This is a genomic window from Pseudomonas sp. CF161 (genome assembly GCF_000416215.1).
Lineage (GTDB): Bacteria > Pseudomonadota > Gammaproteobacteria > Pseudomonadales > Pseudomonadaceae > Aquipseudomonas.
This window is the reverse complement of sequence record NZ_ATLP01000126.1, coordinates 186095-206616: the sequence shown is the minus strand read 5'-3', so window position 1 is coordinate 206616 and position 20522 is coordinate 186095. Positions and strand designations below refer to the sequence as shown.

The following is a 20522-nucleotide window of genomic DNA, read 5'->3' as shown; positions in this document are numbered from 1 at the left end:
CAAAAAAAGGCCAGAGCGGCGCTCTCGCCACAATGGTTCACACAAAAATCCGAGGTAGGCCGGACACGCCTTCAGCACCTGTCTGGATACAGACACGCCTGAAACACTGAAGGAGGTGACACTGAAGACCGGTAAACAGCACAGGCTCACAAAGGCGGTAAATAAGGCGATATCGCCTGGTGCCACGCCGATGGGAAGGCCCGGATCAAGCACTGATCACTGACCACAGGGGCAATTCTAGAGCAACTTTGTGCCTTGCGACCATTCAAAGCGGCGGCAAAGGCGTGATCAAGGTATTAAAACGATCACCGGGTCCGATTATTCAGGCCGCAGTGCAAAGTGCCAAAACAATCAGTGCCGGGATTCTAACCATTGACCACGGCATCTGCATACATCCCTTGTCCTGGGAAGGCACTTGGAACATTCCCAAATCAAAGTAGGAACATTCAGCGCGAAGCGACACTGAGTTAACTCAGCACTCCAGCGACAACAACTGCCATACTGCGCCGTTAACGAAAAACCAGCCAGCACGGCAAGGCTCCACCTGCACAATAATCTCCAAAGGAAGGCCCATCAGTGACGGAATTAGATATAGGCGAGTTCTTCATCCGTGGGGAATCCCGGGAAATCGAAGGCGAGTTTCAAGCGGTTATCGTGATGCGTGCCAAACCCCCATTGACCACCGTGACCTTCCATCAGGTCGAGAAGGACCGCTGGTTCAAGACCTCGGAAACCGCCGCCGTTGCCGCCGTCGAGGCCGCCAAGGCATTGAAGCTGGCAGTCGACCAGGGAGCGCTGAAGTCCTGAGTGCAGCACACAGCCATCAAGGATCTGGCTGAACAACCGATACCCCGGCGAGCATCCATTTAAGAGCATCATGATGATCAACTTGAATCCACAGGCTCGCCTGCCCGCCCTGGCGCCGGCGCCCGCCGCCAGCACCGCCGCCACTCAAGCCGAAGACGATGACCGCTCAGACAGCCTGTTCGGCACCCGGGCCAGCGCCGGCAATGACCTGGGCAACCTGCTGCTGGCGAAGCGCCTGCTGCGCCTGAAAAAACAGATCGAGCAACTGCAACAGAAACTGCGGCGGGCCAATGCCCGGCTGGCGATGGTCAAGGCTGCTCGAGCCGGTTCCGACGCCGGGCGGGCGATGCTGGTCGGCGCCGCTCGCGCCCAGGTCCTGGCCTTGACCAGCGCACTGTCCATGGCCCAGACCGCCCTGTTTCAAGCCGAAAGCGCGATGATTGGCGCGGTCGACACCAGCGCCTGAATCGACCCATTCAGGCCTGCGGCCCTCGCCGATCGAACTCCTGGCGCCCACCCGCCTCAGATGCACTGAATGCCTCTCGCCCGACCCCGGGCACTCTCAGCGCAAGGAGATCATCCATGGATACGCCAACTCACGACCTCACAGGATTGTTCGATCAACTCGGCCTGGACTCCGCACCCGCCGCCATCGACGGCTTCATCGCCCAGCACTCGCCCCTGGCCGAGGATCAGAAGCTGATCGACGCGCCCTTCTGGAGCCCGCAACAAGCGGCATTTCTCAAGGAACAACTGCGTGAAGACGCCGACTGGGCTCGGGTGGTGGATGAGTTGAACCTGCGCCTGCACCAGCACAGCTGAGGCGCGGTCGATCAGCGCAGGCCCCGGCAGCCCCTGCCGCCGGGGCAACTGCGGGGCTAAATCACGGTGACGGCGATGCTGTCGTTCTGCACCGTGATGTTCAGCGTGGAGTCCCAATCGCGCACCTCCACGGTGATGCTGATCTGCGTCGGCGCGGTGGTCTTGTACACCGTCAACGTCTGCAGACCACCGGCCACCGGCAGCGGTGCACCGAAGTTCGCCGCACCATTGAGCCCCCAGCGGGCCAGACCGAGTGTTACCGCCGTGGTGTTTTGCGCTTGTGCACCGCCGACAATATTGACTATCACATTAGCAACCATCTTCAGTTCTCCCTTGATAATTAAAAAGCCACTCAGTTAACCCTGTACAACACTGCTTGAAACTTGCACAGCAGACGACCCTAAAACATCGACCGCTCGTTAATAACATCCAAACCCTACGAATTGGTCAGTTCCAACTGCAAGCCGTCGTCACTCGTCTGAACTTCCCACTTCAGGGGCCAGTCACTGTTCTGGGTGACATAACTATTACCCGGATAGACCACATTCAGCACGGTCGTTTGAGCAGCAACTGCGTTGCAGATCAAATCCAGCACCACATTGCCAGCCACAGGCACCGTATAAAGAACCACATTGGTTTGAGCAGCGATATTCACGGTCGCCAGAATAGCCGCCTGGCCGTGGAGCTTGATATCAACCCGCTGCGCGGCGGCAGTGGAATTCCTTGCTTCTATCACAATAACCATTTGATTTTCCTTGCAAATAGCCCATGAGAACGGCGTCTCCCGCCAGGCCAATGCTGCCATTCAAAGGCCGCAGCACTGACCATGCTCGGGGCCCACGCTAGCCATAATGTCGTTCAGCCACCATTACACGGCATTACACTCGCTTATTTCATGCAGACCTGTTCATTCAACCCAGGAAATTACAACTGATGTAATCATCTGTAATTGCTGAAAACAACGCATGAAAGATACGGTCTCCTGGCAAACAAAAGTTTCATCTCGAACAACAAATCCATGACGTCGAGATCAACCTCAGGTTCTGCACACCGATAACGTCGACCTGTTTATTGCAGGATTGATCCACAACACTTGCAACTAAAACTCATATTAAAAGGGCATTGACATGAGCACTACCTACACTATTAACGTGACCAACAACTCGCAAATCGCACAAGACTTTTTCTTCTTCCAGTCTCCCGCCAACTACATCGGTGGGGGTAACGTTTACTCCAACAGCCTGTTCCATTCGCAACTTCAGCCGTTCAACACCTCCGGCTCGGTGCTGACCTTCCAAATGAACCAGCAGTACTTTGCCGGTGCCCAGACCCAGACCGCACCGCCCACCGTCGGCCATGTTTCCGGCGGGACCACCTCCAGCCAACCGATCAACCTGACACCTGCCAACACTCCCCCCGTCGGTAACGCCACCAACCTCAGCGTTTCACCGCTGGGCCTGACCCCGGCGTTTTCACAGACAGGCGTGCAGCCAGGCGCGTTTCGCATCATCGCCCCTACTTACAATCCCAATACCGCTGGCAACTTCAACATCGGCTCGGCCATCCAGAATGCCGCCGGTGGCCCCGCTACCGTGTCGAACTTCGTGGTGGCCCAGCCCAACCAGTTCGTCGATTGCCAGCCCGTGCTGGTGTTCTACGTACAGACCGGCAGTTACCAGGCAGGGACGGTGATCAACTTCTCCAGCGCCTCCAACCTCTCGGCCGCCTGCGATACCACCACCGGGCATACCACCTTCAATGTGACCTATAACATCGACGGCACCTGGGGCATCAACCCTCAGTAAAACCGGGCTCCATCCGTTGGCGGCGTCCAGCAGCCGGGGCGCGCTCAAGCGCTGGTACGCCCGCCAACACCGAGGAACGACCCTGGGCTATCGACCGGACGCCCCGACCCGTTGTCAGGGGCAAACGACAAGGAACGATCAATGAGCGCTGCGCAATATGCGATCTGGTTCATCAACAACTCGTCATCCAGCGGCAACGTATGTGTGTATCAGGACCCGGCCAACGTCACGTTCAATAACAGCGACGCCCTCCAGACCCTGGCCTGGATGGTGATGGGGGCCAACCCGGGGACGCAGATCCAGTTCGTCTGGAGCCTGAGCTACGATCTGGTCTGGTTCGACTACGACAGCCCCCTGACCCAGCAAATCCTTGCCGCGCCTCCCGGCAACCAGGTCACCCTGAGCCAGAACCAGTACGGCTATATGTTCTCCAAACCCAGCTCGGGGACCGCCGGGGCCCTGGTGATCAAGGCCGATGCCACGGTCGCACCGGTCAACAATGTGATCTGCGGCATCGGCCTGGGCGGCGCCGGGACCTTTGGCGTAAAACCCCAGCCCAATCAGACGGGCACCTTCACCCCCTGCACCGGTGCGCTGACGTACTGGATCAGCTTCGGTTACAACGGTGCGACCAATGACGTCATCGACCCCGAAGCCTTGAACCTGTCCCAACAGATCACCTTCCCCCCCGGGGTCTACAGCATGACCGCGCTCTACAACCTCGACGGCACCTGGACCTTGCAAAGCGGCAGCCCGATCCAGCCTGCCAGCATGACCCAGACCGCGAAAGCCAGTCCGATCACCTACAATCCGGCCGAACAGGCGCTGCCCAATTCCGTGCAGGCCTAATGCCACATTTGCCGTCATCTCAGATAAATCCTTACAACGCACAGAAATATCTGAAACAGATTTGCAGCGGCTGAACTTCCATGGATACTCCGCCCGGGAACTTGTCTAAGCAGGGAGCTGAGCCATGGCCATTTTGTTGAATTCGTCGACGGGCGCCTTGCACGCGCTGAAGTCTTGTCATGTATTCGGCCGACTTGCCCAGCGCTGTGACAGCCCACTGACCGCCATCGATATTTCCCTGCTGCACGCCACCGTTCGCTGGAGCTCCCAGCAATGGTTGCTGACCGACCAGAGCCGCAACGGCTGCCTGCTCAACGAACAACCCCTGACCCGACACCAACCGGTAGCGATCAAGCTCGGCGACGAAATCCGTTTCGGCATGCTCGATGCCACGCCCTGGCGCGTGGTCGACCTGGCTCCGCCCGCCGACCTGCTGATCCCCCTCGCGCCCCACGTGGAACCGCTGACGCTGCACAACTTCCTGGTGCTGTCCGACGAAGGGCCGCCCTACAGCTGCATTTACCGCACCCCCGACGGGTGCTGGATGCAGGAAACCAGCGACGGCGCGGTCCCGTTGCGCGATGGCGAGCTGCTGCATTTCGATCATCAGGACTGGCGTCTGTCGTACTCCAGCGAAGAGCAGAACACCCTGGTCAGCGCGCCGTCGTCCCTCAGCAGTTGCATGCGCTTCAAGACCAGCCTCGACGAAGAGCATGTGCAACTGACCCTGTTTCGCGGCGCGCAGAGCCTGGAGCTGGGGGAAAGGACCCATCATTACCTGTTGCTGTTGCTTGCCCGCCAGCGCCTGGCCGACGCCGCCCGAGGCTTCGACCCCCATACCCAGGGCTGGCTGGAGCTCGATGACCTGGTGGGCATGCTGGGCCTGGACAAGGCGCACCTGAACATCCAGGTGTTCCGCCTGCGCAAGCAGTTCCAGCAAGCGGTGTCCCAGGGGTTGATCGGCCAGGACTTTATCGAAAGGAGGCGCGGCGGCGTGCGCCTGGGCAGCGTGGCGATCGAGGTCTGGCGGGGCTCATCGCTCGAAGGTCGCTGGCAGCCGGCGACGAGCATGCACCTCCCCCCGACCTCGATGAGCATGTTCGTCCATGAACTCGATATCCCGGCCCTTTGATCTACCCGGCTATGAACTCACCGGCCTGCTCGGTGCCGGTGGCATGGCCTCGGTTTTCCGGGCGCGGCAGAACAGCACCGGGCAGTGGGTCGCGATCAAGCTGCTGCAACTGGACCCCGAGGCCGACGACAGCCTGAGCGCCTCCCGCCTGACGCGCTTCGAGCGCGAAACCGCACTGTGCGCGCGCCTGCATCACCCCCACATCGTGCGCCTGCTGGACAAGGGCACGCTGAATCGACACCTGTATTACGCGGTTTATGAATACCTGCCCGGTGAAACCCTGCGCGAGTACATCCTGCGCCAGGGTGCCCTGTCGGCCGCCGAGGCGACCCAGATCATGCTGCAGGTCCTCGACGCCCTGGCCTGCGCCCACGCCCAGGGCATCGTGCACCGTGACCTGAAGCCGCAGAACATCATGATCGATGCCAGCAACGCCAGGCTCAGCGCCACGCTGTTCGACTTCGGCATCGGCCTGACCCTGGATGACGGGCCCGCGCCGCTCGACGCCACGGACATCACGGGCACCCCCTCCTACAGCGCCCCGGAACAACTGCGGGGCGAGCCGGCCACGGCAAAGACCGACCTCTATGCCTGGGGCCTGCTGTTTATCGAATGCCTGACCGGGCGCTCGGCGTTTCACGGCGCGACGCTGGACGAGATCTACCATGCCCAGCTCACGCCCCAGGAACTGCCCCTGCCGCCCGGGCTGGCGGGCCATCCGTTGCAGGAGGTGCTGCGCGCAGCCCTGGCCAAGCAACCCCGCATCCGTGCCGGGGATGCCATCGGGCTTTACCAGCGCCTGGCGTCGGTCAACGTCGACAACCTGCTGCGCCCGATGCCCCTGGTCGAACATGACCAGCCCACCGCACCCGATCACGAACGGACCTGGATCAACCCCAGCAGCCCGTCGCGCGCGCCCTTCGAAAAGCGCCAGGTCACGGCCCTCTATTGCAGCGTCAGCCTGGGCCGCACCGGCTCGACCACGCTTGACCTGGAGACCCTCGAAGCCCTGCAGCGCGAGCACCTGACCACCTCGCTGGACATCGTCCAGCGCTTGGGCGGCCACGCCATGGGCGCGCTGGCCGCGGCCATGCTGTTTTACTTCGGCTACCCCCGGGTCAGCGACCGCAGTGGCCAGCACGCCGCCCGCGCCGCCCTCGAACTGATCGGCCAGACTCGGCGCCGGGCCCAGGCCCTGCGCGCGCAACACGGCGTGGTGCTGGAGATGTCGATCGCCATCCATGTCGGCGACGTGCTGCTGTGCGCCGACATGCAGCCCAGCCAGACCGCAGCCCGGGCCCAGGAGCTGCAACGCCGGGCCGCTCCTGGGCAGATCCGCCTCAGCCAGGATGCCCGGCTGGCCCTGGGCAGGTTTGTCGAGTGCAGCCAGGTGATGCCGCAGATGGCAAGCGACGCGCCGACCTACCTGCTGGTCAGGGAGCACGCCAGCGATGGTTTTTCCTTCCTCGATCACGGCATCGAGGCCATGGCCGGGCGCCAGGTTGAACTGCAGGCGCTGCAGGCCTTGTGGCGCAACACCCTGGCCGACGGCGGGCGGGCCATGCTGCTGTGTGGAGAGGCCGGGGTCGGTAAATCCAGGTTGCTGTTCGAATGGGCCGCCCTCGATGACGGCCTGATTCTGTCGAGCCTGTGCGAGCCGGAACAGCAACACGCGGCGCTGTATCCGGTGTTGCGCTGGGTGCGCCAGTATCTCGAACGCGGCACCAGCGCCCCGCCCCAAGACCGCGCCCAGCGCCTGCACCGGCACCTGGAGGAACTGGGCCTGGATGCCGATCACCTGAGCGTGCTGCTGTGCTCCTGGCTGGGCATCAGCGGCGCGCCCCAGCGGCCGGGGTTCTGGGAAAAACATTCGCCCGAACTGCAAAAGCAGATGTTTCTCGATGCCCTCGAACGCCTGCTGCTGTCCATCGGCGAGCGCCAGCCCCTGCGCCTGCTGCTGGAAGATACGCACTGGATCGACCCCAGCAGCGCGGCCTTCATCGACCAGTTGCTGCCCAAGCTGCAAGGCACCGCGATCTGCCTGGTGATGACCGCGCGAACCGAGGAATCGCCGTGGATCCCCAGGGTCCCCAGCCTGCCCCTGAGTGGCCTGGACCGCGCCACCTTGGAGCAGTTGCTGAGCCCCCTGCTGGGTGGCAAACAGATCGACGCCCAGGCCCTGCACAGCCTCCATGAACACACGGCGGGGATTCCGCTCTACGTGCAGGAACTGGTGGCCTTCCTGCGCAGTCGCGGCGACCTGGTGCTGAACGGTGACACTTACCAACTGGCCACTGCGCACCTGAGCGGGCTGTTGCCGGTGAGCCTGCGCGAGGCCCTCGGCCACAGCCTGCACCGGGTCGGTGCGGCCAAGCACACCGCGCAACTGGCCGCCGCGCTGGGGCGCGAGTTCGACCCCGAGTTGCTGGCGCAGATTGCCCCGTGCGACGAGGTGACCCTGCACGCCCACCTGCAGACCCTGCTCAGCGTGGGCCTGGTCTCGCGCTGCCGCCAGGTGGGCGATGCGCACTACATTTTCAAGCACGCGCTGCTGCGCACCGCGGCCTACGACAGCATGCCGCGCGCGGCCCGGGAACTGGCCCACGGACGGATCGCCGCCGCTCTCGAAGCTCGCCTGTGCAGCAGCGGCCAGGGCGAACAGGGCGTGCTGGCGCACCATCATGCGGCCGCCGCCCAATATGAGCAGGCCCTGCACTGGAGCGGACAAGCCACCGAGCAAGCCCTGCAACGGGCCCTGTATGACGCGGCCATGGACCTGATCGCCGAAGCCGAACCCTGGCTCGAACAGCTGCCACGCTCCCGGCGCCAGGGCCCGGAACTGCGCCTTTATCGCCTCAAGATCAGCGCCTTGATGGCCCGCCATGGCTGGGCCAACGAACGGGTGCGCAACACCGCGAACCGCGCCCACCAGTTGGCCCTGCGCTCGACCAACGCCGAGCACACCCCCGCCCTGCTCTGGTCGCTGGCGACCTACCACCACGTGGCCAGCCACCGCCGCGAAGTCCGGCAGATCGTCGCCCAGTTGTACAACCGCCAAAGCGCCTCCAACGAGGAGCGCATCGCCGCCCTGGTGCTGGCCGGCAGCTCGGCCTGGATCGACGGCCACTACGGGCTGGCGCGCGAGCACCTGCAACAGGCCGTGGCGCTGCCCCGCTCATCCCAACGCGTGGAACAGACCCTGTTGTATGGCCTGGATTGCGGCATCTGGGCGCAATCGGTGCTGGCCTGCGTCACCTGGTTTACCCACACCGACGACAGCCTGGCCCACGGTCTGGCCGCGGATGCCGTGCGTCAGGCCCGCGAGCTCGATCATGTGCCTTCCCTGGGCCTGGCCCTGATGTACCAGGCCTATATCCACCAGTACGCCGGCGACCTGCCGCAGACCGCACAGGTCTGCGGACAACTGGTGGAGCTGGCCACCACCTATGGCTTGCCGGCATACGGGGCCTACGGCGAATTGATTCAAAGCTGGACCCAGGCCTCATTCGCCAGGGCCAGCCGCACCATCGACCAGTTGCGGCAACTGGGCTGCCTGCTGGGGCATACCTACTTCCACGGTTTGATGGCCGACATCCAGTCCCACCAGGGTCACCAGGCCGAGGCCCTGAGCCTGTGCAACAGCGGCCTGGCGCTGTGCGACGAACTGGGCGAACGCTACTACCAGCCCGAACTGCTGCGCCTCAAAGCCCGGGTGCTGTCGCGCCAGGGGGCCCAGCGCAATGCCACGGAGATTGCCGCCACCCTGCAACAGGCCTGCGCCCTGGCCGAACAGATGCAGATGCCGCGTTCCCAGCGCGATGCACAAAAGGACATGAGCAATTTGTTTCACTAACCGCGCTGCAAACAAGGAGTTGTCATGGAGCACAAGGTCTCAACGTCGGTATACGACGAATTTTTGCTGTACCGCGCCCAAGTCATTCGCGCCGTGGCCCTGGCCTGGCAGGACGAGGGTTTCAAGGCCGCACTCCGGGAAAATCCCCGGGCGGCGGTGCGCCAGTACCTGAACTATGAAATCCCCTTCGCCCTGGAAATCGACGTGATCTTCGATAACGCCGAGTTCTGTCCGCAAACCGTGCTCGACTGGCTGGTAAAGAAAACCGATCGCCTGCAACTGAACCTGCCCCCGGCGCCACCGGCCAATCAGCAGGCCGAGGCCCTGGCGGCCTACAACCTGCAGTTCCTGACCTTCCTGCACCCCCATATCCGCTGAAGGAGCCACGCCATGCCACGTCTCAACGAAGTACCCAGCCAGGCAGTGCTGCTTGAATTCTCCGAAGTCTATTTGCGCGCGGTGGCCCTGTCCTGGGGTGACAACGACATCAGCGTGGCTTTCCGCCAGCTGTTTATCGAATCGCCGAAACAGGCCCTGATCGACTACTTCGGCTATATCGTGCCGTGGAACATCGACCTGGTGATTAGCCCCTGCGACCCCAGCCAGGGCTGGAACGGCCGGGAGTGGTTGCTGCCGCCCAACCGCATGAGCTTCAGCATCCCCGAGGCGCCTGCGCTCGAAGAGCAGGCCATTGCGCTGGCGGCCTACAACGACGCCGGGCCGATCTACCTGTTCACCTGCTGCTGAGGACCTAGCGTCATGCCGGATCAGACACGCCCGCGGGCACCACAGCCCTGCCCCAGAATCGCGCCAGGCTTTGCCTTGCATCGGCTGGACGATGACAGCCTGGTGGTAGTCAGTGAGTCCAGGCGCGCCCTGATCCGGCTCAAGGGTCTGGGGCTGGTAGCCCCCCTGATCGATGGGGGGCGTACCGGCTCGCAGATCATTGATCAATTGGCGGGGCGTCTCGACGGCCCGCACGTAGAGAGCATCCTGCAAGCCCTGGCGCGCGCCGCCTACATCCAGCTGCACGCCCCGCCACAGAGCGACGACGCCCGCGCCGAACAGGCATTCTGGCGCCAGGCTTCGGGGCGCGATGGGGCGGCGCCACCGCTGAGCCAGGTCGATCTGGCGCGCACCGCCAGCGTCAGCCCGGAACGCTTCGAGCGCTGTCGGCAGGCCCTGCAGCTGGCCGGGATCGAGGTGCAGGCAGACGCCGCGCTGCAGCTGGTGCTGTGCGATGACTACCGCTGCCCGGAACTGCACGAGCTGTGCCTGCAAGCGCAACAGCAAGGCCGCCCGCTGCTGCTGGCCAGGCCCAACGGCCTGACGCCGAGCATCGGGCCCTTTATCGAACTGCCGCAAAGCGCCTGCATCGATTGCCTGCGGTTCTGGATCGGCACCCAGAAACCCCTGGAGACCTGGCTGGAACAGCAAGGCTCGCCGACCTATGCCCGCCCGCCGCTGACCTGCGGGCCGGCCAGTGAAATGGCCTGCCACGGGTTGTTGGTCATGGCCATCGAACACTGGTTCAGCCAGCAGGACGGCAGCCCCCGGCAGGCCTGGGACCTCCTGTCGCTGGACACCCGAACCCTGCAGACACAGGCCCACACCCTGGTCAAACGCCCGCAGTGCCCAGGCTGCGGAGCGCCCGAGCTGATGACTCTCCAGGCCTGGCGCCAGCCTTGCCTGGACGCCGCGCCCGGCCAGCGGTTCGAGGGCGGCTACCGCCATCAGCGCGCGCAGCGGACCTATGAGGGCTACCAGCATCTGGTCAGCCCCCTGACCGGGCCGATCTGCTACCTGCACACCATGCCCCGGCGGCATGACGGCCTGCGCCAGGTCTATGTGTCCGGCTATATGGTGCGCCCCGACCCACAGGCCCCGGGGCTGGCCATCGACAAGGTCTGCGCCGGCAAAGGCGCGACCGCCGAACAGGCCCGCACCAGCGCCCTGTGCGAGGCTCTGGAACGATTCAGTGGGGTCTATCAGGGCGATGAGGCCCGGACCCGGGCGCGCCAGGTGGACCTTGCCGAGCCCAGCCTGGGCTTCAATCCGTTGCAGCAGTTCAGCGAGCGGCAGTTCGCCCGGCGCCAGCAGATCAATGCCAGCACCCGCGATGTGCGGCAACAGGTGCCCCTGCCCTGGGACACCCGGACCGCCATCGACTGGACCCCGGCCTGGTCCCTGAGCCAGCAGCGCTGGTTCCAGGTGCCCCTGGCCTACTGCTATGCCCAGGCGCCCGAGGAGTCCGGGCTGGCGTTCGGCATCCACAACCCCAATGGCACGGCGGCCGGCACCAGTGTGGCGGAGGCGTTGCTCCAGGGCACCCTGGAATTGGTGGAGCGCGATGCGACGGCCATCTGGTGGTACAACCGACTGCAACGCCCGGGGCTCGACCTGGCCAGCTTCAACGACCCGTACTTCAGCCAACTGGCGGCGGACTACGCGGGGCTCGGCTGGCAGCTCTGGGTCCTGGACCTGACCCACGACCTGGATATACCGGTGTGCGCCGCCGTGGCCTGGCACCCCGAGGAAGACCGCCACGCCCTGGGCTTCGGCTGCCACCTCGATCCGCACCTGGCGGTGCAGCGCGCGCTGACCGAGGTCAACCAGCTGTTCGATCCGCTGGTGCGCGGTCCCGATCCGTGGAATCGCCAACTGCTGGCAGACGCCAGTTTTCTGCAGCCCGTCGGCAGCCGTTCGGCCCGGGACTTCACCCAGGCAGCACCGGGCTCCCTGGACCAGGCCTTGGCCCACTGCCAGCGCGTGTTCGATCGCCAAGGCCTGGAATGGCTGATGGTGGACAAGACCCGTCCCGATCTCGGCTTGAATGTGGTGCAGGCCATCGTGCCCGGGCTGCGCCATTTCTGGCCGCGCTTCGCAGCCGGGCGCCTGTATGACGTGCCCTGCACCCTGGGCTGGCGAACCGCGCCCCTCGACGAGAGCGAGCTCAACCCGGCGCCGCTGTTTCTATAGCTGGGTCAAGGGCGGTTCGGCGACGGGATCAATGCAGGCGGGCGGGCTCGGCCGCTGCAAGTTGCGCCTGCCAGGCGGCGCGGCATTCCTCGGCCTCATCGCGGCTGGCGAACGCCGTACCGCGCTGCTCACCGTCAAGCAGGACCACCCAGCACACACTGCGCCCCAGGGCACGCAGGCTTGGCGGCACACCGCTGCCGATCATGACGGCGACATCGACTCTGCTGTGCATCGCATTCCCTCCGGAAATAGTTAGCAGGCTAACAATGTTGGCCATGCTAATCATTTCCGGTCTCGGGAAAAAGCCGCGTCCTGCACAGCTTTGTTGCAGTTGCGGCAACAATTACCGGCGCGGGGCGGCCTGCTCCGGTTTGTAGCCCAGGCGCAGGCCACCCCAGTGCCGCCCCTTGACCATGATCGGCACCGACAGGTCGTGCATCAGTTCGCCGGTGTCGCGGGTGTAGGTCTGTAGCAGCAGCGCCTGCTGATGGCTGCCACAGCGGATGCCGGTGCGGTCCTCGAACTTGCGCTTGGTGCGGTTATGCAGGGTGTCGACCTGGGGGTCGCCGGTCAGTGGCTGGGAAAACACCTGGTTGTGGGTCGGCACATAACCCTGGGGGGTGCAGGCGATGGCAAACACCAGCCCGTCGTGGCGGGTCAGCAATGACTCCTGGATCGCCGGCAGCACCTGGTCGGTGTAGCGGTCGAAACGGGTCTGGTACTTGGCCGGTGCCGTGTTGGGGATCAACTGATAGCTGCGGTCGAACAAGTCGTCAAGGGCGATCCGGTTGTGCTCCACATCGGTCTCGAACTGCTGCGCGATGCGGTTCGCCCCCTCCCGGGCCAGGTCGTAGACCCGCTGGTGATAATCGTCCAGGCCGACCTCGGCCAGGCGCTCGCTGATGGTTTCGGCCTGGCCTTCCATCTGCACCGCGGCGTCGGCCAGGCTGCGGGTCTGCTGGTCGCTGATGGCCAGGTCGCTGCGCATCTGCTCCACCGCATGGAACAGGCTGTCCAGCTGTTCGCGGTTGGTTTGCGCACCCTGGGCGATCTCGCTGACCTGGCCTTCGACCCCGGCCGCCAGGCGCGCGATGTCTTCCAGGTGTTGGCCGGTGTGCTCGACCTGCTCCACCCCGATCGTGAGGTCGGCGGACAGCTGGCGGATCTGCTCCACCACCTGGGCCGTGCGCTGCTGGATATCCGCCACCATCACCCCGACCTCGTCGGTGGCCGTGGCCGTGCGCCCGGCCAGGCCGCGCACTTCATCGGCCACCACCGCAAAGCCACGGCCATGCTCGCCGGCCCGCGCGGCTTCGATGGCGGCGTTGAGCGCCAACAGGTTGGTCTGGCTGGCAATCGACTGGATGACCAGCGTCACGCGCTGGATCTCTTCGCTGCGCTGGCTCAGGGCTTCGATCAATTCGCGGCTGGCATTGGCCCGCTGGCTCAGCTGGTGCATGCGGGTGATGGACTCGGCCAGCACGCTGCGGCCTTCGGCGCTGCGCTCATGGGCCTGGCTGGCGGCGCCCAGGGCCTCGCGGCTGAGCTGGGAGGTGGCCTGTTCGGTCTGGATCATGACCTCGGCGCTGCTGACAATCCGCGCTGCCGAATCGAGCTGGGATTGCAGTTTGCCTGCCAGCTGCTTCACCGAAAACGCCACGCCGGCGGCGGACAAGGCGTTATGGCTGGTGCTGTAGGACAGGTCGCGGGTCAGCGCGGCCATATCGCCCTGCTCGGTCGACACACTGGCCACGGGCACCTTGCGCGAGCGCAGGCGCGGCAGCCAGATCAGCAATACCGCCAGTGGCAGGCACAGGTACAGCGACCAGCCCCACAGGGCCAGGCCACTTAACAGCAGCATCAAGGCGATGCTCTGCAGGGTCGGCGCCCACCAGCGGCTGGCGGTGTCGGGTAGTTGAGCCGGTTGCGCAGCGGCAACCGATAGAGATCCGTCCCTTGTCACATTGATTACCCCGAGCAGTTTCTAATTGTTTGCAAGCATTAGACGATACTAGAACGCCATTATCCATGGTCCCTTAGTCGGGGGGGTTGCAGCAGGTCAATGGATGGGATCAGGCATTCGGCGGGGATTTTTGATGTCAGCAGCGACATCAAAATGCCCACGTTGCCGCTGCCGAGGCACGCGGCTGCGCTGGCCCGGATAGGCGCCGTGGGGGTGTCAGGTACATGAGGCGGTGTTTAGGCGCAGCGCAGCCTCGTGCCGCGGCAGCGGCTACACAGGGAATTTGGGGCTTGGCGCCGCCGGCGTGGCGGCGGCGCTGATGGCATCAGGCTTGGCGCTGGTGCTTGTCGATCTGCTCGTGGCGCTCTTGGGCTTCGATGCAGTACTTGGTGGTCGGGCTGATCAGCAGGCGCTTGAGGCCGATGGCCTCGCCGCTGTCGTCGCACCAGCCGAAGCTGTCGTCGCCGATCCGACCCAGGGCCTGTTCGAGCTGCGGCAGCATGCGCTGGTCGCGGTCGATGGAGTTGACCAGCCAGGTGCGCTCTTCTTCGACCGAAGCGGCGTCGGCCGGGTCAGCCGGGGTGTCCAGGCTTTCAATGGCGATCCGGTTCTGCTCGATGCGCTCGTGGGTTTCCACCTTCATGGCTTGCAGCAGCTCAGTGAAAAAAGCCAGTTGCTCGGCATTCATGTAGTCATCCGCCGGCATGGCCAGCAACTTTTCCTTTGTCATTGATTTCTCTATAAAAAATACGTGCATTAAGGCGAATTAGGGAGCGTTCCGGTCGACCCTCTGGGGTCTCTGGAAAGGCGCCATACATTCCAAGCGCCACCCGGCACTCAATTTACGAGGGGCGGCAGTCTAAGGCCGGTTTGAGGCCTCAGCAACTGAAATGAGAGTCGATCTGTCCGACAAAGTGCCGAAAGCCCGCAATTGCGGGCTTTGTCGGTATTTATCGGAGTGTGTTTATAACAAAAAATTCCATCCAGGGGGGTCTTTTAGAAGACAAACGGCAGTGTTATTGCCAAAACAGGTCCTTTTTCAACCCCATTCAAGGCGTTTTCCCACACCGGTCTCGGCTTTTATCAGCGCTTGAGCTTGCGCTTGTTGCGGTACTGGTCGATGACCACCGCCACCACGATGATCAGGCCCTTGATGATGTCCTGGATGTAGGCATCGACCCCGACAAAGGTGAAGCCGCTGGCCATGACCCCGAGGATCAGCGCGCCGATCACGGTGCCGGTGATGCGCCCCACCCCGCCGGCCAGGCTGGTGCCGCCGATCACCGCCGCGGCGATGGCGTCCAGTTCATAGGACATGCCCATCCCCGCCTGCCCGGTGGCGGCCCGTGCCGAGGCCACCACCCCGGCCAGGCCCGCCAGCAGCCCGGCGATGCTGTAGACGATCACCAGGTGGCGCTTGACGTTGATCCCCGAGGTCCGCGCCGCCTGCATATTGCCGCCAATGGCGTAGGTGTACTTGCCGTACTTGGTGTAGCGCAGGGCGATGTGGAAGATCACCGCCACCACCAGGAAAATCACCACCGGCATCGCCCCGTGGCCGATGGCGGTGTACGAGTCCGAGAGCATGCTCACCGGCTGGCCTTCGGTGTAGTAGCGCGCCAGGCCCCGGGCCGAAACCATCATGCCGAGGGTGGCAATAAAAGGAGGGATACCGGTGATGGCGATGATGCTGCCGTTGATCGCCCCCGCCAGCAGCCCCACTCCCAACCCGGCGATCACCGGGATCCACACCGGCAGGTCGGTCAATGAGGGGAACACCGCCCGGGCAAAGTCCGAGGTCTGCGCCAGGCTGGCGGCGATCATTGCCGACAGCGCCAGCACCGAGCCGGACGACAGGTCGATGCCGGTGGTGATGATCACCTGGGTCACGCCGATGGCCAGCAGGCCGATGATCGACACCTGCAGGATCATCAGCACCAGGCGCTGGGAATTCATCAGGAAGCTCTGATCACGCACGATCCAGCCGAACACTTCGAAGACCAGGCCGATGCCGATCAGCACCAGGAAAATACTCAGCTCGGTCGGCAACCGACGACGGGCTCGGGTCGGCGCCGTGGCAGGTTTGTTTTCCAGTATCGCGTTCATAACCCTTCACCTTTTATGTCCGTGGCCGACGGCGAACCACTGCGCCCTCGGCCTCAATGCCTGTAAGAACTAGTGGACCAGGGCCATGCCCGAGGCCAGTTGCATGACCCGTTCCTGAGTCGCTTCGGCCCGGTCGAGGGTGCCCATCAGCTCGCCTTCGTGCATGACCATGACCCGGTCGCTCATGCCCAGCACTTCGGGGAGTTCCGAGGAAATCATGATCACCGCCATGCCCTCGCTGGCGAGGAACGAGATCAGCCGATAGATCTCGGCCTTGGCCCCGACGTCGATGCCGCGGGTCGGCTCGTCAAGGATCAGGATTCGCGGGTTGGTCATCAGCCAGCGCGCCAGCAGGGCCTTTTGCTGATTGCCGCCCGACAGGGTGTCGATGCACTGCTCCAGCGATGGGGTCTTGACCCGCAGCTTCTGGCACATGTCCTCGCACAGGGCGCGCAAGGCCTTTTGCTGGACGAAACCGCCGCCGGCGTAATGGGGCAGCACCGCCAGCTCCATGTTTTCCAGGACCGACAGGCAGGGGAACAGGCCACTGAGCTTGCGATCCTCGGTCAGCAGGGCAAAGCCCTTCTCGATGGCCAGGTGCGGGTTGCCGATGCGCAATGGCTGGCCGTCGAGGCGGATTTCACCGCCGTCGCTGGGGGTGATGCCGAACAGGGTTTCGGCGACGTTGGTCCGCCCCGAGCCCATCAGCCCGGCGATGCCGAGGATCTCCCCGGCGTGCAGGTCGAACGACACCCCGGCAAAGATCCCATCCAGGCGCAGGTCGCGCACCGCCAGCAGCAGATCGCCGATGGGCTTTTCCCGCACCGGGAACAACTGGCTCAGCTCGCGCCCGACCATCATCGAGATCAGGCTGTCGCCGTCCATGCTGTCGGCGCGTTGCAGGCCGATGTAGGCGCCGTCGCGAAACACCGCCACTTCATCGGCGATGGCGAACACTTCATTCATTTTGTGGGTGATATAGATGATGCCCTTACCCTGGGCCTTGAGGTCGGCAATGATCGAGAACAGGTGCGCCACCTCCTTGTCGGTGATGGCCGAGGTCGGCTCATCCATGATCAGCACATCGGAGTCGTAGGACACCGCCTTGGCGATCTCGACCATCTGCCGTTCGGCGATGCTCAGGTTGCCCACCTGCTCCTCGGGGTCGAGGTCGATGCGCAGGCGCTCCAGCAGCCGGGCGGTGCAGCGGTGCATCTCGCGGTGATCGATCAGGTGCAGGCCGTTGAGTTGCTCACGGCCGATCCAGATATTTTCGGCGATGCTCATGTGCGGCATCAGGTTGAGTTCCTGGTGGATCATCGCGATCCCCGCCTGCAACGCCGCAAGCGGCGTGTCGAACACCACGGGCCGGCCCTTGAGCCGCAGCTCGCCGGCATCGGGCTGGTAAATGCCGGCGATGATTTTCATCAGGGTCGACTTGCCCGCACCGTTCTCGCCCATCAGCGCCAGCACCGTGCCCGGGCGCACCCGCAGCTGCACATCGGACAGGGCAATCACACCGGGAAAGCCCTTGCTGACGTTGATCACTTCCAGCAGGTAGGGTTCGTCCGTGGCCAGGGCGCCAGGCGGGATCGCCAGCGGCGCAGTGCTCACAGCAGTCGCGCGAGAGAACATGATCAGGTACTCCATCAGCCAGGCGGCCCGAGGCTGCCTGGCCGCTTATTGTTGTTATGGAACGGACGATGACGGTGTCAATGCCCCCGCGGCTCTGGCGCCGGGGCGAGGTCAGCGGCGTTATTTGAACTGGTCGACGTTGTCCGGGGTGATCAGGCGATAAGGCACCCAGACCGCCTGTTCCACCGGCTCATGCTTGATCATCTTCACCGCGGTATCGATCGAGCCGTCGGCCTGGCCCTTGGCATCCTGGAACACCGAGACCGTCAGGTCGCCCTTCTTCACCGCACGCAGGCCATCGGGCGTACCGTCGACCCCGGCGATCAGCACGCTGCCCTTCTCCACCCCGGCCTGCTTGAGGGCCATGGAGGCGCCGATGGCCATTTCGTCGTTGTTGGAAACGATGGCGTCGAACTTGCGGCCCTGGGTCAGCCAGTCGTTGACCAGGGTCATGCCTTTATCCCGCAGCCAGATCCCGGTCTGTTCCTGGTCGACCTTGATCCCCGGGTACTTGGCCAGCACTTCCTTGACACCCTTGGTGCGGTTGGTGGTGGAGTTGTTCGCCAGGTCGCCGAGGAGGATCACGATGTCGCCCTTGCCGCCCATCTTTTCGGCCAGGTACTGCATCTGCATCTGCCCCGCTTCCAGGTCGTTGGAGGCCACGGTGACCACGCCCTTGGGCAGGTTCAGGTCATCCGGGCGGCGGTTGACGTAGACCAGGGGAATGCCGGCCTTGACCGCCGCTTCGGTGATTTTTTTGGTGGCGGCGGTATCCACCGGGTTGACCACGATGGCATCGACTTTCTGGCTGATAAAACTTTCAACCTGGCTCAGTTGCTTGACCACGTCGCTGCGGGCGTCCTCGAACTGCAACTTGACCCCATCGGGCAGGGACTTGGCCTTGTGGTCCATGGACTCGCGCAGGTAGGTCAGCCAGGTGTCATCGAACTGCGACATGCTCACGCCGATCTTCAGGTCGGCGAAGGCCGCGCCGCTGCTCAGCATCAGCGACAGGGCCAGCGTGGCAAAACGGGTCTGGGTCTTCATGAAAGGTCTTGCTCCACATTCTTGTAGGTTTTATGGATAAGGCGCAGAAGCAGCTCAGTGCGGCAGGCGCACGCTCGGCGCGCCGGGCATGCAGCACACCAGCGCACCGTTGTGCTCGATGCACAACAGGCCGAAAAAATACTGGAATACGGAAAGGTGCACGGCCCGGGGCAGTTCGGGACCGGTCGGAACATGGCTGGAGCGTGGCGCAGACGTGGAAGGCAGAACGTGCGACGCACTGTTGGAGGTTTTCATCGACGGCACCTGATTTGTTTTTGTTGGCAGGCTCTCCAGGGAGTCAAGCAGTGCTTGAAGCCCATCGGAGCCTTCGATAGTCGGCAACCTGGAAATGACTTTATTGGAAAATAATTTCTATATCAACTCATTTTAGAATTTTATTCTAATTTCATTCCGGGCTGGAAACCGTTGCCAATTCCACCACCTGGCGCCGCAGCCAGCTCAGCCGCGCGGCGTCCAGCACCTGGGTGGTGGCCAGCGCATCGGCGGGGTTCACCGGCAGTGCCGTTCCCTGTTCCAGCGCTTGCAACAGCTGCTGATAGAACTGATTCCAGGCCCCGCGCTCGGAGCTGATGCGCTCGCGCTCCTGGCCCTGCTCGAACCAGCCCCAGCGCCGGTGCTCTTCGACGCCCCAGCGCTCGCCTTGGGTTTTCGGCGAAAGGCCGGCCATTAGCGCCTGTTCCTGGCCATCCAGGCCATCGACCGTGTAACAGCCGGCCGTGCCATTGACCCGAAAACGCGGCCCCTGGCTGTTTTGCAGGCAACTGCCGGCCAGGTGCGACAGCACCCCGTTGACGTGGCTCAGGGACACAAAAAAGCCGTGGTCGACCTCCGGCGCCTCGGGGGTGTAGTGCAGCTCGGCATACACCCGCGCCACCGGCCCGAACAATTGCAGCGCCTGATCCACCAGGTGGCTGCCCAGGTCCCGAAGGAAGCCGCCGCCACTGTCATTGCCCAGCGACTGCGGCGCATAGCGCTCGACCCGGGATTCGAAACGGGTGATCCGGCCCAGGGTTCCGGACTCGATCAGTTTGCGCACCGTGAGAAAGTCCGAGTCCCAGCGCCGGTTCATGTAAACGCTGAGGGGCACCTGGCGCGCGGCGGCGCTGTCGATCAGCAACGCCGCCTGTTGGGCATCGACCGCGAAAGGCTTGTCGCTGACCACCGCGATGCCACGTTCGATCGCCTCCAGCACCAGCGCCGGGCGCCCGGCCAGCGGCGTCGAGACCACCAGCACATCGACCCCGGCCTCGGCCAGTTGGCCGATGCTGTCGAACGCCGCCAGGCCCGGGTGATCCCGGGCCAGCAACTGCCGGCGCTCCGCCGAACGGGTCACCACCCCGACAAACTGCGCGCCGGGCAAGCTGGCAATCAGCGGCGCATGAAAGTGACGGCCGCCATGGCCGTATCCGACAAGACCTATACGCATACATCCTCCTGCTGATGGGGCGGCGCGCCAGGGCCGCAAGCGCACATTCGGCCTGGCGCCTGCCGTTGAGTAGGGGT

20 protein-coding genes are annotated in these 20522 nt (G+C 63.8%); 10 read left to right on the top strand and 10 right to left on the bottom strand.

Features of this window, described 5'->3' with window-relative positions:
- The first annotated feature begins 576 nt into the window (after positions 1 to 576).
- From CF161_RS31160 to CF161_RS31150, 3 genes are all read left to right on the top strand, one after another.
- Positions 577 to 807, top strand: coding sequence for a hypothetical protein (locus CF161_RS31160; protein ID WP_020300624.1), 231 nt, complete (start codon positions 577 to 579; stop codon positions 805 to 807).
- 70 nt (positions 808 to 877) lie between these two features.
- A complete protein-coding gene (locus tag CF161_RS31155; RefSeq protein WP_177326820.1) occupies positions 878 to 1273 on the top strand; it encodes a hypothetical protein in 396 nt (131 codons plus the stop codon).
- A 116-nt stretch (positions 1274 to 1389) separates the two neighbouring features.
- Positions 1390 to 1629, top strand: coding sequence for a DUF2789 domain-containing protein (locus tag CF161_RS31150; protein WP_020300622.1), 240 nt, complete (start codon positions 1390 to 1392; stop codon positions 1627 to 1629).
- 56 nt (positions 1630 to 1685) lie between these two features.
- Here the strand turns inward: CF161_RS31150 and CF161_RS31145 are convergent, their stop codons facing one another.
- Positions 1686 to 1949 carry a hypothetical protein gene (locus CF161_RS31145; RefSeq protein ID WP_020300621.1) on the bottom strand — a complete coding sequence of 88 codons (264 nt, stop codon included), beginning with the start codon at positions 1947 to 1949 and terminating at the stop codon, positions 1686 to 1688.
- Positions 1950 to 2065: 116 nt separating this feature from the next.
- Positions 2066 to 2374: a hypothetical protein gene (locus tag CF161_RS31140; protein ID WP_020300620.1), complete on the bottom strand. Its 309-nt coding sequence runs from the start codon at positions 2372 to 2374 to the stop codon at positions 2066 to 2068.
- A 382-nt stretch (positions 2375 to 2756) separates the two neighbouring features.
- Between CF161_RS31140 and CF161_RS31135 the strand changes: the two genes are divergently transcribed.
- The 7 genes from CF161_RS31135 to CF161_RS31105 all read left to right on the top strand — a co-directional run bounded on the left by CF161_RS31135 (position 2757) and on the right by CF161_RS31105 (position 12247).
- Positions 2757 to 3434 (top strand): hypothetical protein, encoded by a 678-nt coding sequence (locus CF161_RS31135; protein WP_020300619.1) that lies wholly within the window; start codon positions 2757 to 2759, stop codon positions 3432 to 3434.
- 141 nt (positions 3435 to 3575) lie between these two features.
- Entirely contained in the window at positions 3576 to 4283 is a 708-nt protein-coding gene (locus CF161_RS31130) for a hypothetical protein (RefSeq protein ID WP_020300618.1), read from the top strand.
- A gap of 124 nt (positions 4284 to 4407) precedes the next feature.
- Positions 4408 to 5415: an FHA domain-containing protein gene (locus tag CF161_RS31855; protein WP_020300617.1), complete on the top strand. Its 1008-nt coding sequence runs from the start codon at positions 4408 to 4410 to the stop codon at positions 5413 to 5415.
- Positions 5390 to 9268: a TOMM system kinase/cyclase fusion protein gene (locus CF161_RS31120; RefSeq protein ID WP_020300616.1), complete on the top strand. Its 3879-nt coding sequence runs from the start codon at positions 5390 to 5392 to the stop codon at positions 9266 to 9268. Before CF161_RS31855 ends, CF161_RS31120 begins: the two co-directional genes overlap by 26 nt.
- Before the next feature lie 24 nt (positions 9269 to 9292).
- On the top strand, positions 9293 to 9646 hold the full coding sequence (locus CF161_RS31115) for a BMA_0021/BMA_0022 family TOMM bacteriocin (RefSeq protein ID WP_020300615.1): 354 nt from the start codon (positions 9293 to 9295) through the stop codon (positions 9644 to 9646).
- A 12-nt stretch (positions 9647 to 9658) separates the two neighbouring features.
- The gene (locus tag CF161_RS31110) at positions 9659 to 10015 is read left to right on the top strand and encodes a BMA_0021/BMA_0022 family TOMM bacteriocin (protein WP_020300614.1); all 357 of its coding nucleotides are present in this window, start codon (positions 9659 to 9661) and stop codon (positions 10013 to 10015) included.
- A gap of 12 nt (positions 10016 to 10027) precedes the next feature.
- Complete coding sequence (locus tag CF161_RS31105; protein ID WP_084471771.1) at positions 10028 to 12247, top strand: TOMM precursor leader peptide-binding protein; 2220 nt, start codon at positions 10028 to 10030, stop codon at positions 12245 to 12247.
- 28 nt (positions 12248 to 12275) lie between these two features.
- Here the strand turns inward: CF161_RS31105 and CF161_RS31100 are convergent, their stop codons facing one another.
- The 8 genes from CF161_RS31100 to CF161_RS31065 all read right to left on the bottom strand — a co-directional run bounded on the left by CF161_RS31100 (position 12276) and on the right by CF161_RS31065 (position 20445).
- Positions 12276 to 12479, bottom strand: coding sequence for a hypothetical protein (locus CF161_RS31100; RefSeq protein ID WP_020300612.1), 204 nt, complete (start codon positions 12477 to 12479; stop codon positions 12276 to 12278).
- A gap of 111 nt (positions 12480 to 12590) precedes the next feature.
- Positions 12591 to 13823, bottom strand: a complete 1233-nt coding sequence (locus CF161_RS31095; RefSeq protein ID WP_371106564.1) for a methyl-accepting chemotaxis protein — start codon at positions 13821 to 13823, stop codon at positions 12591 to 12593.
- 712 nt (positions 13824 to 14535) lie between these two features.
- Positions 14536 to 14940, bottom strand: coding sequence for a TraR/DksA C4-type zinc finger protein (locus CF161_RS31090; RefSeq protein WP_020300610.1), 405 nt, complete (start codon positions 14938 to 14940; stop codon positions 14536 to 14538).
- A gap of 353 nt (positions 14941 to 15293) precedes the next feature.
- Complete coding sequence (locus CF161_RS31085) at positions 15294 to 16316, bottom strand: ABC transporter permease (RefSeq protein WP_020300609.1); 1023 nt, start codon at positions 16314 to 16316, stop codon at positions 15294 to 15296.
- 69 nt (positions 16317 to 16385) lie between these two features.
- Entirely contained in the window at positions 16386 to 17951 is a 1566-nt protein-coding gene (locus CF161_RS31080) for a sugar ABC transporter ATP-binding protein (protein ID WP_043231058.1), read from the bottom strand.
- Between the two features lie 120 nt (positions 17952 to 18071).
- Complete coding sequence (locus CF161_RS31075; protein ID WP_020300607.1) at positions 18072 to 18998, bottom strand: sugar ABC transporter substrate-binding protein; 927 nt, start codon at positions 18996 to 18998, stop codon at positions 18072 to 18074.
- A 54-nt stretch (positions 18999 to 19052) separates the two neighbouring features.
- Positions 19053 to 19253: a hypothetical protein gene (locus CF161_RS31070; RefSeq protein WP_020300606.1), complete on the bottom strand. Its 201-nt coding sequence runs from the start codon at positions 19251 to 19253 to the stop codon at positions 19053 to 19055.
- A gap of 151 nt (positions 19254 to 19404) precedes the next feature.
- Positions 19405 to 20445 (bottom strand): Gfo/Idh/MocA family protein, encoded by a 1041-nt coding sequence (locus CF161_RS31065; protein WP_020300605.1) that lies wholly within the window; start codon positions 20443 to 20445, stop codon positions 19405 to 19407.
- Positions 20446 to 20522: the final 77 nt, after the last annotated feature.

What these genes read in the sequence shown, in the direction of transcription:
- CF161_RS31115 (WP_020300615.1), top strand. Translation starts at nt 9,293, where the DNA reads ATGGAGCACAAGGTCTCAACGTCGGTATACGACGAATTTTTGCTGTAC.
- CF161_RS31145 (WP_020300621.1), bottom strand. Translation starts at nt 1,949, where the DNA reads ATGGTTGCTAATGTGATAGTCAATATTGTCGGCGGTGCACAAGCGCAA.
- CF161_RS31080 (WP_043231058.1), bottom strand. Translation starts at nt 17,951, where the DNA reads ATGTTCTCTCGCGCGACTGCTGTGAGCACTGCGCCGCTGGCGATCCCG.
- CF161_RS31155 (WP_177326820.1), top strand. Translation starts at nt 878, where the DNA reads ATGATGATCAACTTGAATCCACAGGCTCGCCTGCCCGCCCTGGCGCCG.
- CF161_RS31120 (WP_020300616.1), top strand. Translation starts at nt 5,390, where the DNA reads ATGAACTCGATATCCCGGCCCTTTGATCTACCCGGCTATGAACTCACC.
- CF161_RS31110 (WP_020300614.1), top strand. Translation starts at nt 9,659, where the DNA reads ATGCCACGTCTCAACGAAGTACCCAGCCAGGCAGTGCTGCTTGAATTC.
- CF161_RS31140 (WP_020300620.1), bottom strand. Translation starts at nt 2,374, where the DNA reads ATGGTTATTGTGATAGAAGCAAGGAATTCCACTGCCGCCGCGCAGCGG.
- CF161_RS31105 (WP_084471771.1), top strand. Translation starts at nt 10,028, where the DNA reads ATGCCGGATCAGACACGCCCGCGGGCACCACAGCCCTGCCCCAGAATC.
- CF161_RS31095 (WP_371106564.1), bottom strand. Translation starts at nt 13,823, where the DNA reads ATGATCCAGACCGAACAGGCCACCTCCCAGCTCAGCCGCGAGGCCCTG.
- CF161_RS31150 (WP_020300622.1), top strand. Translation starts at nt 1,390, where the DNA reads ATGGATACGCCAACTCACGACCTCACAGGATTGTTCGATCAACTCGGC.
- CF161_RS31075 (WP_020300607.1), bottom strand. Translation starts at nt 18,998, where the DNA reads ATGAAGACCCAGACCCGTTTTGCCACGCTGGCCCTGTCGCTGATGCTG.
- CF161_RS31135 (WP_020300619.1), top strand. Translation starts at nt 2,757, where the DNA reads ATGAGCACTACCTACACTATTAACGTGACCAACAACTCGCAAATCGCA.
- CF161_RS31065 (WP_020300605.1), bottom strand. Translation starts at nt 20,445, where the DNA reads ATGCGTATAGGTCTTGTCGGATACGGCCATGGCGGCCGTCACTTTCAT.
- CF161_RS31855 (WP_020300617.1), top strand. Translation starts at nt 4,408, where the DNA reads ATGGCCATTTTGTTGAATTCGTCGACGGGCGCCTTGCACGCGCTGAAG.
- CF161_RS31100 (WP_020300612.1), bottom strand. Translation starts at nt 12,479, where the DNA reads ATGCACAGCAGAGTCGATGTCGCCGTCATGATCGGCAGCGGTGTGCCG.
- CF161_RS31085 (WP_020300609.1), bottom strand. Translation starts at nt 16,316, where the DNA reads ATGAACGCGATACTGGAAAACAAACCTGCCACGGCGCCGACCCGAGCC.
- CF161_RS31130 (WP_020300618.1), top strand. Translation starts at nt 3,576, where the DNA reads ATGAGCGCTGCGCAATATGCGATCTGGTTCATCAACAACTCGTCATCC.
- CF161_RS31090 (WP_020300610.1), bottom strand. Translation starts at nt 14,940, where the DNA reads ATGACAAAGGAAAAGTTGCTGGCCATGCCGGCGGATGACTACATGAAT.
- CF161_RS31070 (WP_020300606.1), bottom strand. Translation starts at nt 19,253, where the DNA reads ATGAAAACCTCCAACAGTGCGTCGCACGTTCTGCCTTCCACGTCTGCG.